Genomic DNA, 12,507 nt, shown 5'->3' on the forward strand with positions numbered 1-12,507 from the left:
GCCTACTTCAAGGTGCCCGCCCGCTGGCTGGTCACCGCGGATCCGCTGCCGCGCAACGCCACCGGCAAGGTGCTGCGCCGCGACCTCACTCTGGGGAAGTGAATTCCTGTGTACGACACCATCATCAAGAACGGCCGCTGGTTCGACGGAACCGGCGCGCCGTCGGCCATCCGCAATCTCGGCATCCGTGACGGCCGGGTGGCGACGGTCTCGGCCGCGCCGCTGGACGAAACCGACTGCGGGCGCGTGATCGACGCGACCGGCCGCTGGGTCATGCCCGGCATGATCGACATCCACACCCACTACGACGTGGAGGTGCTGCTCGACCCGACGCTGTCGGAGTCGCTGCGGCACGGCGTCACCACCCTGCTGCTGGGCTCGTGCTCGCTGTCCACCGTGCACGTCGGCGGTTCGGACGCGGGCGACCTGTTCGGCCGGGTGGAGGCGATTCCGCGCAAGCACGTGGTGGAGGCGGTCGACGCGCTCAAGACCTGGAACAGCGCGCACAGCTATGTGGCGGCGCTGGAGTCGCTGCCGCTGGGCCCGAATGTGGCCGCGTTCATCGGTCATTCGGACATCCGGGCGGCGCAGCTGGGTCTGACCCGCGCCACCGACCCGAAGGTGAAGCCGACCGAGAACGAGCTGACGGCCATGGAGCACAAGCTGACCGAGGCCCTGGACGCGGGCTTCGTCGGCATGTCCTCGCAGCAGCTGCTGTTCGACAAGCTCGACGGCGAGGTGTGCCGTTCGCGCACCCTGCCCTCGACCTACGCCACCGCCAAGGAGCGGCGTCGCCTGAATCGCATTCTGCGCGATCGCAAGCGGGCGTTGCAGGGCGGTCCGGACGTGGCCAAGCCGCAGAGCCTGATCGGCATGGCGGCCAGCAGCCTCGGCTTCTTCCGCCCGCACCTGAAGGTGAGCCTGCTGTCGGCGGCCGACATCAAGGCCATTCCCGGTGTGGTGAAGGTCTTCCCGCTGCTCGGCAAGATCATCAACAAGCTGGGCGGCGACTTCCGCTGGCAGCACCTGCCGGTGCCGTTCGAGGTGTACTCCGACGGTATCGACCTGCCGGTGTTCGAGGAATTCGGTTCCGGCGCCGCGGCTCTGCACCTGTCCAACCAGATCGAGGAACGCCGCGCGCTGCTGGCCGACGAGGAATACCGGCGCTGGTTCCGCAAGGACTACGACAAGAAGTGGGGCCCGCGAGTCTGGCACCGCGACTTCTTCGACGCCGAGATCACCGAATGCCCCGATGAGAGCGTGATCGGCAAGACCTTCGGTCAGGTCGGCGTGGATCGCGGCGGCGTGCACCCGGTGGACGCCTTCCTGGATCTGGTGGTGGAGTACGGGCCCAAGGTGCGCTGGCGCACCACCATCTCCAACCACCGGCCCGAGGTGCTGAACGTGCTGGCCGCGGATCCCAGTGTGCAGCTGGGCTTCTCGGACGCGGGCGCGCACCTGCGGAACATGGCGTTCTACAACTTCGGGCTGCGGCTGCTGGAGCGGGTGCAGCGGGCGCAGCGGGCGGGCAACCCGTTCATGACGGTCGAGCACGCCGTGCACCGGGTCACCGGTGAGCTGGCCGACTGGTACGACCTCGACGCCGGGCATCTGCGCGAGGGCGACCGGGCCGATGTGCTGATCATCGATCCCGAGCGGCTCGACGACAGCCTCACCGCCTACGCCGAGAACCCGGTTCCGGAGTACGACAACCTGTCGCGCATGGTCAACCGCAATGACGAGACCGTCACCGCGGTGCTGGTCAACGGCGAGTTCGTGTTCGGGCTCGGCGAGAAGGCCGAGACGCTCGGCACGGAACGGACCGGCGAATTCCTGAAGGCGGGTGCCCGATGAACGCACGCAGATTCGAGGGCCGCACCGCGGTCGTCACCGGCGCCGCCTCCGGCATCGGTTCGGCCATCGCGGCCGCCGTGATCGCCGAGGGCGGGAATGTCGTCGGCCTCGACATCGACGCGGCCGGACTGGAGAAGCGGGCGGCCGAACTCGGTGACGCCTTCGTCCCGGCGGTCACCGATGTCACCGACGAGGCCCAGGTGGAGGCGGGAATCGGAGTCGCCGCATCGCGGTTCGGCGGTCTGCACGCCGCCTTCAACTGCGCGGGCGCGTCCCGCATCGGGGCGGTCACCGACCTCACCGAGGCGGATTGGGACTTCACCATCGACCTCATCCAGAAGAGCGTCTTCCTGTGCACCAAACACGAAGCGCGCCTGATGAAGTCGACCGGTGGCGGCTCGATCGTCAATATCTCGTCCCTGGACGCCCGGGTCCCCATGCCCGGCGGCAGCCCGTACTCCACGGGTAAGGCGGGCGTGGTCATGTTCTCCAAGAACGCGGCCCTGGAACTGGCGCAGCACCGCATCCGGGTGAACGCCGTGCTGCCCGGCCTGGTGGACACCCCGCTGGTCGCGGCGGTCATGGGGTACGAGCCCGCCAAACAGATGTTCCTGGACCGCATTCCGATGGGCGCGCCCGCGACCGCGGAACAGATCGCGGGCCCGTGCCTGTTCCTCGCCTCCGACGAGGCCTCCTATGTCACGGGCATCGACATGGTGGTGGACGGCGGCTGGGAGCTGAGCAATTTCCCCAACCTCGCGAAGCTCGCGGGCTGAGCGGCACGCGATGGACACCGATGAGGTCATCGCCGGAATCGACCTCACCGGTCGCGTAGCCCTGGTCACGGGAACCACGGGTGGTCTCGGAGCCGAGACCGCCCGTGCCCTCGCGGCCGCCGGCGCCACGGTCCTGCTCGCCGCTCGTGACACCGTCGCGGCGGGCACGGTCGCGGCCGGTATCCGTGAGCGGTTTCCCGGTGCGACAGTCGATGTCGTGGGGCTGGACCTGAGCGATCTCGGCAGCGTTCGCGCGGCCGTGCGGGCCGTGGCCGAGCGCGCGCCCGCGCTGCACCTCCTGATCAACAACGCCGGGGTGATGTACACGCCGTTCGGCCGCACCGCCGACGGCTTCGAATCGCAGTTCGGCACCAACCATCTCGGCCACTTCGCCCTCACCACCGGCCTGCTGCCCGCACTGTCGGCGGGTGCGGACCGGTCCGGTGCCGCGAGCCGCGTCGTCACCGTGTCCTCGGCGGCGCATCACGCGTACCCGGCCGACCTCGACGACCCGAACTTCGAGCGCCGCGAGTACGACAAGTTCGCGAGCTACGGGCAATCCAAGTCCGCGAACATCCTGATGACGGTGGAACTGGCGGCCCGAGGCGCGGAGCGGGGCATCCACGCCTACGCCGTGCACCCGGGCGTGTGCGCCACCGACCTGTCCCGGCACATGTCCCGCGAGGACTTCGCCGAGATGCGCAAACTCACCTCCCGCAATCCCTCGGCCGTGACCGCCCTGAAGACGATCCCGGAAGCGGCCGCGACCTCGGTCCTGGCGGCGACCGCCCCCGACCTGACCGCGCACTCGGGCGGCTACCTCGCGGATTGCGCTGTCGCCCAGGCCAGTCCGCACGCCACCGACCCGGCCACCGCCGCGGCTCTGTGGGGGCTCTCCGAACGCCTCATCGCCCCGTCGTCGTAGGTCGGTCGACACCGGTCCCGGCCCCGCGTGGTTCGACCGCGCGGGCCGCGTTCCGGACCTGTTGCGGCGTCCGGCCGTACCAGCGCCGCACCGCCCGGGTCAGCGCGGACTGTTCGCGCAGCCCGATCAGGGTGGTGATGCGGCTCATCGGCAGATCGGTCTCGCACAGCAGCCCGTGCGCGATATCGCGGCGGGCCGCGTCGAGCAGGGCCGTGAAAGTCGTTCCCTCGGCGGCCAATGCGCGTTGCAGGGTGCGCTCGTGCACGGTGAGCATGCGGGCCACGGTGTCGATGTCGGCCCGGGATTCGAGCAGGGCGCGATCGATGGCCGCCCGGACCCGCGCGGCCGTGGTCCGGTCGGGGCCGGGGTAGTTGCGGTCCAGGAACTCCATGGCGACTTTCAGTGCCCGGCCCAGGGATTCGGCGGGAACCAGGGCGTCGCCGTCGGCGATGGCCTCGGGGGTGATCCCGAATCGCCGGAGCAGGGCCGCGCCGTCGCCGCCCAGTTCGTCGATGAGTTCGCGGTATCCGCGCAGGCTCGCCGCGCGCGCCATGATCGCCATCGGCCGGTCGCCCTCCCGCCGGTTCTTCGTCTGCGCGGGGGATCGTAACCTGGCCCGCCGACTGTCTGGGACGGAATGGCCGAATGTGCTTGTCGCACAGGGGTAAAACGATGTCGCCCTGGGGCGAGTCGTTATTACCAGCCAGTAGCAACAATCTGTCCCAACAACGGTGCGAGAGGTGGGACTCAATGCTGAAGGTGCGATGGCGAACCCGGAGATCGGCCGGGAAAGTACTGGTGATCATGGCCGCGGTGGTGGCGGGAACCCAGTTCCTCGCCCCGATGGCCGTGTCGGACACCGCATTCACCGGAATCGACGGCGGCCCGTACGCGGCGGACTGGACCGCCGCGGTGGACGGACCGCAGCCGCACAACGGGATCGTCCCCGATCTCGCCGTGCCGATCACCATGTCCGACGGCGTCGTGCTCAAGGCCGACATCATTCATCCCGCCGACAACGGCCGTGTCCCGGACGGTCGCCGGCCGGTGATCCTCCAGATGCAGGGATACGGCAAGCTGCCGCTGCTGATCGGCGAGGCGGTGCTCAGCGCCGCCGACGGCCTCGGCATCAAACAGCCGCTGGAGGCGTGGGCCGCGTCGCTGAATCTGCCGGGCGTCGGGGTGGACGGCCTGTTCGACATGACCCGGCAGCTGGATTCCGGGGCGCTGGAGGCGGCCGCGCAGGACTGGGCGCTCGCCGAGGCGGGATACACCCTGGTGCAGGTCGACACCCGGGGCACCGGCACCTCCGAGGGCGCCTGGCAGGTCTTCGGCGACCGGGAGAAGCAGGATGTCGCCGAGGTGGTGGACTGGATCACCCGCCAGTCCTGGAGCGACGGAACCGTTGGGGCCATGGGGATCTCGTTCACCGCGATCACCGCGTTGGAGGCCACCGACCGGATGCCGCCGGGCCTGAAGGCCGTGTTCGCCTACGAGGGCAGCGCCGACATCTTCACCGATATCGCGGGCCCGGGCGCCGCGGTGGGCGTCGGCTTCCTGGTGCCGTGGCTGCTGGGGGTCAACGCGCTCAAGATGATTCCGGACGTGACCGCGCTGCTGGTCGGAAAGTTCGATCCCGCACAGCAATCCCGCTGGCTGCGCGACCGCCTCGCCGATCCGCTGACCCTGGTCGACATGGTCGTCAACGGCTACACCGCCCTGACCCCCGACCAGCTGACCGCGCGGACCCGTGAACTGGTGGACCCGAATTCGGGCTTCCGGCGGGGCCTGAAGACCGACATCACCCACATCCGGGTCCCGACCTTCATGGTGGGCGCGTGGTTCGACATCTTCGGCACCACGCCCACCGACACCTTCGCCGCCATCCCGCTGCCGCCCGAGCAGAAGAAACTGATCATGGGCGACGGCTACCACCTGGGTTCCGGCGTCGGCGGTTTCGGCCATCCGGGGATGCCGCCGCGCCTGGATGTGTTGCAGCGGGCCTGGTTCGACCACTGGCTGCGCGGAATCGACAATGGCGTGGACAGATTCACGCCGCTGATCGTGAAGCAGCAGGGCGGCGGCTGGACCGACGCGCCGGAGTTCCCGCGCGCGGACGCCGTCTACCGCCGGATGTATCTGAACGACATCCCGTCCGGCACCGGTCCCGGCTCCCGCTACGACGGCGGCCTGTCCGCCGACCCCGGGCAGCCGGCCGTGCGCGATCTGACGGTCACCCCGGCCCTGTCGAGCCTGTGCGGCCGCGACGCCGCCCGCATCACCGCGGGCCTGACCGCGATTCTCGACCTGTGCACCAACGATTCCCGTGTCTGGGAGAACGACGGCCTGTCCTTCACCAGTAGCCCGGTGTCCGCCCCGACCACGGTGTCGGGCCCGATTAACGTCCACCTGAACGTGGTCGAGGACGCCGCCGACGGGTACTGGGTCGCGACCGTCAACGATGTTGCCCCCGACGGTGTCTCGCACGAGATCGCGACCGGCCAGTTGGTTGCCTCCATGCGTCAGATCGACGAGGACGCCAGCCTCCGCTCCGCCAACGGCGACTACACCGAACCCCACTACTACCTGGACCTGGCTCGGCGGCAGCAGACCGTCCCCGGCGTCCCGGTCACCCTCGATATCGCCCTGACCCCGATCGAGGCCGTCCTGCGGCCCGGCCACCGCCTCCGGATCGACGTCTACGCGAGCAATTTCCCCAAGGCCCTCCCGCCGATGATCTTCCTGGCCGATTCCGGTCTGAAGCCCGAACATCTGCGGCTGGATCCCGACGCCCCCAGCTGGGTGAACCTCCCGTCGACGGTCGCGATCCCGGACTAGTTCCGCGGCGCGCCGAGGGGTCCGGGGCTCGCTGGGGGGTAGCCCCGGACCACTGGGTGGGATAGTTTCGGGTGCCGACCGACTGGAACCGGTGGTTGCGGGTACGGTTTGCCTGATCAGGGCGGACCGGATCCGATGCCCCCAGCAGTCGGGGCCAGTTTTCCGAATCCGGGCGGGTAGGGGTGGCTGGTTTTGTACACTCCCCGCTGAAGTGAACATCTATCACTTCAGTTTTGAGCTCCGATTCGAGGTACTGATGAAGTCTGCTACACCAGGGGTGTTCGCCGTTCGTGCCGCCGCGGCAGTGCTCGGCGGGGCGTTGTTGTTCGCGGGGGTCACAGGGTGCGGCAGCGACAAGTCCTCAGAGGGCTCACCGACCGGTGGTGCGGTGGTGTCGTCGGCGGTGAAGGCCACGGGCGCCCCCGCGCCCACCACCACGGCCGCCGCTCCCGCGCCCGCCGAGTCTCCCGCGCCGGAGCCCGCGGCCACCGAACCGGCCGCCCCGCAGCCCGTCGCGCCGGAAGCCCCCGCGCCGCAGCCCGTCGCCCCGCAACCGGTGGCGCCCAAGCCCGCTCCGCAGGTCGAGCAGCCCGCGAAGCCCGCCCCGCCCACCCTGGACGCACCGGGCTTCGAACCCCGCGCCGGATACTGAGAGAGCTGGACTAGTCAGTTGCTGGGCAAGAATGGACGGTGGCTGTGTGCTGCCGTCGTCGCGGTGGCGGCCTCGGTCTCCGCGATGAGTACCGCCCCCGCCGGCGCCGATCCGGGCGCCGGGGGCAGAGAGCTTGTGACCCTGGGCGATTCGTTCTCGGCGAACGCCTGGGACTTCATGGACGCGGACAACTCCTGCAATCGGCACGGGCGCACCGCCTGGCCGGTGCAGCTGGCCGAGCTGATGGGCGTGCACGGCACCGACCGGGTGTCGGACCCGTCCTGCCCCGGTTCGTCGATCGACAGCGGCCCGGGCTGGACCATGGCCCAGCAGGCGCAGAAGGCCGACAAGGAAGGCGCGTTCGGTCCCAGGACCAAGCTGGTGACGCTGCAGTTCAGCCTCAACGACAAGTGGGGCAAGAACGACCAGACGCTGTGGGGGTCGCTGCAGAAGTGCGTGTTCAACCTTCCGCTCGGCTGTGACCCCGAGGCCGTCGACGAGAACCGTTTCCCCGACTACAACGGGGTCTCCGGCGCGCTGATGGCCAAGCGCATGAGCAATGCCGTCACCTACATCAAGTACTACGCGCCGAACGCGAAGATCGTCCTGGTCGGTTACCCGGAGCTGTTCACGCCGGGCACCGGCACGGTCTGCCTGAGCATCGGCGGCGTCGCGCCCTTCATCCAGTCGCGTGGTCGCGCGGTGGTCGAGTACTTCGACCGGATCGACAAGGCGGAGCGAGAAGCCGCCCAACTACTCGGGATCGAGTTCCTCGATGCCCGCGGGCTCACCACCGGTCATGGGCTCTGCTCGTCGCAGCCGTGGCTGAACGGTGTGTTCGACCCCCGGACAGATCTCGACGGTCTGTTCTTCCATCCGTCCACCCAGGGTGACACCGTCGTCGCCCGCGCCATCTACGACCGCTACGGTCACTGACCGTGTGCACAGCCGGTTATCGACGGTTTGTCCGTCGGTAGCTACTCGTCGAGTCTGCTGGTTGCGCAGGGGTTTTGCAGTTTGCCGAACCCCTGTCGCGGCTCTCGCAGCCTCTTGTACACTCCGCGCAAAAGTGAAAAATCCGCAGTTCAATTTGCGATACGAGGGTTCCAACATGAACATCCGCATCACCGGCAAGTCGACCGCTCGCGCCACCGTGGCCGCCATCGGTTCCGTCCTGCTCATCGGTGGACTCGCTGCGTGTGGCAGCGACAAGGCCACCGACTCGCCCGCCACGACCACCTCCGTGGTCGCCCCGGCGAGCAGCTCGGCCGCTCCCGCGAGCAGCGCGGCCCCCGCGCCCGCCGCCCCGCCGGCCACCACCGAGGCCCCCAAGGCCGAGGCCCCCGCCCCGGCGCCCGCGCCGCAGGTCGAGGCACCCGCGCCGCAGCAGGTCGCGCCGCAGCCGGTCGCGCCCAAGCCCGCGCCGCAGGTCGAAGCGCCCGCCAAGCAGGCGCCGCCGACGCTGGACGCCCCCGGCTTCGAGCCTCGCGCAGGGTACTGACGCACCAGCGCAGGTTCTGAAAGACGGAGATAAGTGCACGTGTCGGGAAACAACGGACGGTGGCTGTGTGCCGCGGTGATGGCAGTCGCCGCGACCATGGCGGGAACTTCGGGGGCACAGGCGGATTCGACTCCGCAAGGTAGAGAACTGGTCATTCTGGGTGACTCGTTCACCGCGAACGGGTGGGACCCGCTGGGGCAGGACAAGACCTGTCAGCACGGCGCCACCGCCTGGCCGGCGCAGCTGCAGGACCGCTTGGGCCTGCGCGGCGACGGACAGGTGTGGAACCAGTCCTGCCCGGGCGCGTCGATCGACACCGGGAACGGCTACATCCTGAAGGTCCAGGCGAGCAACGCCGACAAGGCGGGCGCGTTCGGTCCGAAGACGAAGCTGGTCACCCTGCAGTTCGGTCTCAACGATGTGTGGGGCGACTCCACGAAGTCGCCGTGGGACTCGATGCAGGCCTGCTTCTACGACCCCGCGGGCGGCTGTGGGGCCGACGCGGTGGCCGACGGCCGGATGGCCGACCCGAAGAACGTGACCGGCGCCGAGTACGCCGCACGGATCAGCAAGGTCGTCGCCTACGTCCGGTATTACGCCCCGAACGCGCGCATCGTGATCGTCGGGTATCCGGAGTTGTTCACGCCCGGCCAGGACGCGATCTGCTTCGATATCGCCGGTCTCGAGATCGGCCAGCCCAAGGGCCGCACGGTCGTCGACTACCTCGATCGATTCGATCAGGCGCAGCGGGAAGCCGCGGCCCTGTTGAAGATCGAGTACCTCGACAGCCGGGCGCTCACCCGCGGGCACGGGCTGTGCACACCCGACCAGTGGGTCAACGGCGTGTTCGACCCGAAAGTCAATGTCGCCGGTCTGCCGTTCCATCCGGCTCCGCAGGGCGACGCCGTGATTGCCAACGCCCTGCAGGAGAGGTACGCCCGATGACCCGACCACCCGAAGTCGTGCCCGGCACGCGGGAGGATCCCACCGCGCTCGCGGTGGAGTCCTTCTCCACTCAACTGATCCAACCGGCGCCCGCGGCCCGCCCTGTCGAAACCGCCGCGCCCGCCGTCGAATCCGTCATCGAACGCGCCGCCCGGGTCCGCCCGCCGCTGCCGTCGCTGACCGGCGCGCGCTGGTGGGCGGCGTTCGCGGTGTTCGTGCTGCACGCACTGGTGTTCCTGCCGGTGTACCCGTTCCAGAAGTCGGAGATGTTCCGGAACATCCACGCGTGGATTCCGATGCAGCTCGGCGCGGCGGGTGTGACCTTCTTCTTCGTGCTGTCGGGCTTCATCATCTACTGGTCGTTCCGGCCGGGCATGGCGAAGGGCGCGTTCTATCGCCGTCGCGTGCTGAAGATCTACCCGTCCCATCTGCTGGCGGCCGCGGCGTTCATCGTGGTGGCGAGCGTGCCGCTGCACCGCGCGGTGGTGTGGGTGCCGAACCTGCTGCTGGTGCACACCTACGTGCCCAAGTGGACCACGGTCGGCGGCCTGAACGTGCCGTCCTGGTCGCTGGCCGCGGAAATGCTGTTCTACCTGAGCTTCCCGCTGGTGCTGCCGCTGATCATGAAGATCCCCACGCGCCGGCTGGTGCTGGCGGCGGCGGTCCTGCTGCTGGGCATCGCCGCCCTGCACACCTCGTACTTCCTGTTTTTCGACGGCCCCAAGGGCATCGCGAACGCGTTCGCGCCGCGACTGGTCCCGGGCACCACGTCGCCGTACTACGAGCTGCACGCCTCCCCGGCGTGGTTCCAGCAGGCGAACATCCCGGTGTCGCTGTCGTATTGGCTGAGCTACACCTTCCCGCTGTCCCGCCTGCCGGAGTTCTTCCTCGGCGTGCTGGCCGCGCGCATGGTGCTGGAAGGCAAGTGGCGCAACACCAACCTGCTGTGGCCGATGGTCGCGCTGACCATCTCGTACGCGTTGACCTGGGTCGTGCCGGTGAACTACAAGATGTCGGTCCTGATGCTGGCCCCGATGACCGCGGTGGTCGCCACCATGGCGAACCGTGACCTGCACGGCATCGGCAAGGTCAATTCCCATCCGCGCATGGTGTGGCTGGGCAATATCTCCTTCGCCTTCTATCTGATCCAGTTCCCGGTCATGGTGCTGATCACCCGATACCTGATCGGCGGCAAGGAGTTCGGCGTCGTCGGCTGGGCGGGCTTCGCGATGCTGAGCCTGGTGGTGTCGACGGTGATCGCGGCGGCGCTCTACCACTGGGTGGACCTGCCGATCATGAACAACTGGGCCCGCTCCAAGAAGAAGAAGCCCGTTAAGTAAACGGTGTTCACCGCCCGGCCATGACAGGTCGGGCGGCTGGACATCTGAAGCGTGTTCCATTCGGGTCGTATTTGTAACGACCCGTAAGGAATACCTATGCGCCACAATGGCGTTCGACAACACCTCGGCAAGGTCCTCGCCCTCTCGGCGGCGGCCGCACTGTCCGTCCTGAGCGGCTCGGCCGTCACCCCCACCGTGGCGCAGGCCGCGGTCACCAGCCCGAACCTGATCGTGGACGGCGATGCCGAAGCGGTGGCGCAGTGCTCACCACGCGGGCTCGACGGCATGACGCTGCCGGGCTGGAACGCCGGCAAGGGCGAGCCGAACGCGGTGTGCTACGGCCAATCCGGCTGGCCCGGACCGTCCTCGACCGGCCCGTCGGACCGCGGCGCGAAGTTCTTCACCGGCGGCGGTACCGGCAGCTCCGAGATGGATCAGTGGATCGACATCTCCGGCGCCGCCGCGGCCATCGACCAGGGTGGCGTGAGCTTCGACCTCAATGGCTGGCTGGGCGGCTACGGCGCGCAGATGGACAAGGCCGGCCTGACCGTGTCCTTCCTCGACGGGTCGCGTTCCAAGATCGGTTCGGCCGACGCCGGGAGCGTGAGCAGCATCGACCGCGGCCTCAAAACCGAACTGCTGCAGCGCGATGTGAAGGGCACGCTGCCCAAGGGCACCCGCTCGGTGCGGGTCGCGGTGGACTTCACCTGGACCAACGGCGACACCACCGACGGCTACGCCGACAATCTGTCGTTTACCATCGGCGCCGCCCTGCCCGCGCCGTCGCTGAGCCAGTCCACCACCACGGTGCCGGGCTACGACCACGTCTTCATGGTTTACCTGGAGAACCAGGACTACGACGGCATCACCGGCATCATCGGAAACTCTCAGGCCCCCTACATCAATGGCCTGCGGCCGCAGGGCTCGACGTTGAGCCAGTCCTTCGCGACCACGCATCCGAGCGATCCGAACTACGTCGCCCTGGCGGCGGGCGGACTGTACGGGCTGGTCGACAACAGCGTGACCACCACGACTCTGAACGCGCGCCATATCGGTAACAGCGTCGACGCCGCGGGCAAGACCTGGAAGGGGTACGCCGAGGACGCCAACGGCAACTGCGATCAGACCCAGCATGGCGAGTACTACCAGGACGACCTGCCGTTCCTGTACTTCCAGAACATGAAATCGGATCCGGCCTACTGCGCCGCGCACCTGCAGCCGCTCACGCAGATGAAGACCGACCTGCAATCCGCCGCCACCACACCGAATTTCGTGTGGTTCGCGGCCAACGAATGCCACAACATGGAGGGCTGCGGCGTCGCCTCGGGCGACCAGTGGCTGAGTGCCACATTGCCGGCGATCCTGAACTCGCCGGCGTGGAAGACACAGCGTTCCCTGCTGATCGTGACCTTCGACGAGGGCACGGTCAAGGCGTTCGGCCCGATGTACCCGAACCGCGTTCCGACCATCGTGCTCGGGTCGCAGAACACGGTGAAGGCCGGGTACACCAGCTCCCAGCGCACCGACCAGTACGGTCTGCTCCGCACCATCGACACCGCTCTGGGTCTGCAACCGCTCACCAATAACGACCGCTACGCGGGCACGGTGAACGACATCTATTCCGGCCACTGACATCTGGCCCCGGGCGCGGCGTGTCCATTGCGACGCGCCGCGTC

Annotated in this window: 11 protein-coding genes; 10 read left to right on the plus strand and 1 reads right to left on the minus strand. The window is 68.6% G+C overall.

The window, feature by feature from the left end; all coding sequences use genetic code 11:
* Nucleotides 1-108 precede the first annotated feature (108 nt).
* From ACWEOI_RS20965 to ACWEOI_RS20975, 3 genes are read left to right on the plus strand one after another with little or no spacing between them, the layout of a single operon-like run.
* Nucleotides 109-1,854, plus strand: a complete 1,746-nt coding sequence (locus tag ACWEOI_RS20965; protein WP_433667792.1) for an amidohydrolase family protein — start codon at nucleotides 109-111, stop codon at nucleotides 1,852-1,854.
* Nucleotides 1,851-2,630 carry an SDR family oxidoreductase gene (locus tag ACWEOI_RS20970; RefSeq protein ID WP_433667790.1) on the plus strand — a complete coding sequence of 260 codons (780 nt, stop codon included), beginning with the start codon at nucleotides 1,851-1,853 and terminating at the stop codon, nucleotides 2,628-2,630. Before ACWEOI_RS20965 ends, ACWEOI_RS20970 begins: the two co-directional genes overlap by 4 nt.
* A gap of 10 nt (nucleotides 2,631-2,640) precedes the next feature.
* A complete protein-coding gene (locus ACWEOI_RS20975) occupies nucleotides 2,641-3,555 on the plus strand; it encodes an SDR family NAD(P)-dependent oxidoreductase (protein WP_452360672.1) in 915 nt (304 codons plus the stop codon).
* Here the strand turns inward: ACWEOI_RS20975 and ACWEOI_RS20980 are convergent.
* A complete protein-coding gene (locus tag ACWEOI_RS20980) occupies nucleotides 3,536-4,117 on the minus strand; it encodes a helix-turn-helix domain-containing protein (RefSeq protein ID WP_452360673.1) in 582 nt (193 codons plus the stop codon). The two genes, ACWEOI_RS20975 and ACWEOI_RS20980, sit on opposite strands and share 20 nt — an antisense overlap.
* Before the next feature lie 188 nt (nucleotides 4,118-4,305).
* Here ACWEOI_RS20980 and ACWEOI_RS20985 point away from each other — a divergent pair, with 188 nt between their 5' ends.
* The 7 genes from ACWEOI_RS20985 (at nucleotide 4,306) to ACWEOI_RS21015 (ending at nucleotide 12,463) form a co-directional block, all read left to right on the plus strand.
* On the plus strand, nucleotides 4,306-6,393 hold the full coding sequence (locus tag ACWEOI_RS20985; RefSeq protein ID WP_433667784.1) for a CocE/NonD family hydrolase: 2,088 nt from the start codon (nucleotides 4,306-4,308) through the stop codon (nucleotides 6,391-6,393).
* Nucleotides 6,394-6,649: 256 nt separating this feature from the next.
* Entirely contained in the window at nucleotides 6,650-7,045 is a 396-nt protein-coding gene (locus ACWEOI_RS20990) for a hypothetical protein (protein WP_357086951.1), read from the plus strand.
* 18 nt (nucleotides 7,046-7,063) lie between these two features.
* Complete coding sequence (locus ACWEOI_RS20995; RefSeq protein ID WP_452360674.1) at nucleotides 7,064-7,981, plus strand: SGNH/GDSL hydrolase family protein; 918 nt, start codon at nucleotides 7,064-7,066, stop codon at nucleotides 7,979-7,981.
* 175 nt (nucleotides 7,982-8,156) lie between these two features.
* Nucleotides 8,157-8,546 (plus strand): hypothetical protein, encoded by a 390-nt coding sequence (locus tag ACWEOI_RS21000; RefSeq protein WP_433667780.1) that lies wholly within the window; start codon nucleotides 8,157-8,159, stop codon nucleotides 8,544-8,546.
* A gap of 39 nt (nucleotides 8,547-8,585) precedes the next feature.
* Nucleotides 8,586-9,491: a GDSL-type esterase/lipase family protein gene (locus tag ACWEOI_RS21005; protein ID WP_433667779.1), complete on the plus strand. Its 906-nt coding sequence runs from the start codon at nucleotides 8,586-8,588 to the stop codon at nucleotides 9,489-9,491.
* Entirely contained in the window at nucleotides 9,488-10,831 is a 1,344-nt protein-coding gene (locus ACWEOI_RS21010) for an acyltransferase family protein (protein ID WP_433667777.1), read from the plus strand. The genes ACWEOI_RS21005 and ACWEOI_RS21010 overlap by 4 nt, the downstream gene beginning before the upstream one ends.
* Nucleotides 10,832-10,927: 96 nt before the next feature.
* On the plus strand, nucleotides 10,928-12,463 hold the full coding sequence (locus ACWEOI_RS21015; RefSeq protein ID WP_433667775.1) for an alkaline phosphatase family protein: 1,536 nt from the start codon (nucleotides 10,928-10,930) through the stop codon (nucleotides 12,461-12,463).
* The last annotated feature ends 44 nt before the right edge of the window (nucleotides 12,464-12,507 follow it).

It is taken from the genome of Nocardia sp. NPDC004340 (assembly GCF_053602575.1).

What these genes read in the sequence shown, in the direction of transcription:
- ACWEOI_RS21010 (WP_433667777.1), top strand. Translation starts at nt 9,488, where the DNA reads ATGACCCGACCACCCGAAGTCGTGCCCGGCACGCGGGAGGATCCCACC.
- ACWEOI_RS20975 (WP_452360672.1), top strand. Translation starts at nt 2,641, where the DNA reads ATGGACACCGATGAGGTCATCGCCGGAATCGACCTCACCGGTCGCGTA.
- ACWEOI_RS20990 (WP_357086951.1), top strand. Translation starts at nt 6,650, where the DNA reads ATGAAGTCTGCTACACCAGGGGTGTTCGCCGTTCGTGCCGCCGCGGCA.
- ACWEOI_RS20985 (WP_433667784.1), top strand. Translation starts at nt 4,306, where the DNA reads ATGCTGAAGGTGCGATGGCGAACCCGGAGATCGGCCGGGAAAGTACTG.
- ACWEOI_RS20980 (WP_452360673.1), bottom strand. Translation starts at nt 4,117, where the DNA reads ATGGCGATCATGGCGCGCGCGGCGAGCCTGCGCGGATACCGCGAACTC.
- ACWEOI_RS21015 (WP_433667775.1), top strand. Translation starts at nt 10,928, where the DNA reads ATGCGCCACAATGGCGTTCGACAACACCTCGGCAAGGTCCTCGCCCTC.
- ACWEOI_RS21000 (WP_433667780.1), top strand. Translation starts at nt 8,157, where the DNA reads ATGAACATCCGCATCACCGGCAAGTCGACCGCTCGCGCCACCGTGGCC.
- ACWEOI_RS20970 (WP_433667790.1), top strand. Translation starts at nt 1,851, where the DNA reads ATGAACGCACGCAGATTCGAGGGCCGCACCGCGGTCGTCACCGGCGCC.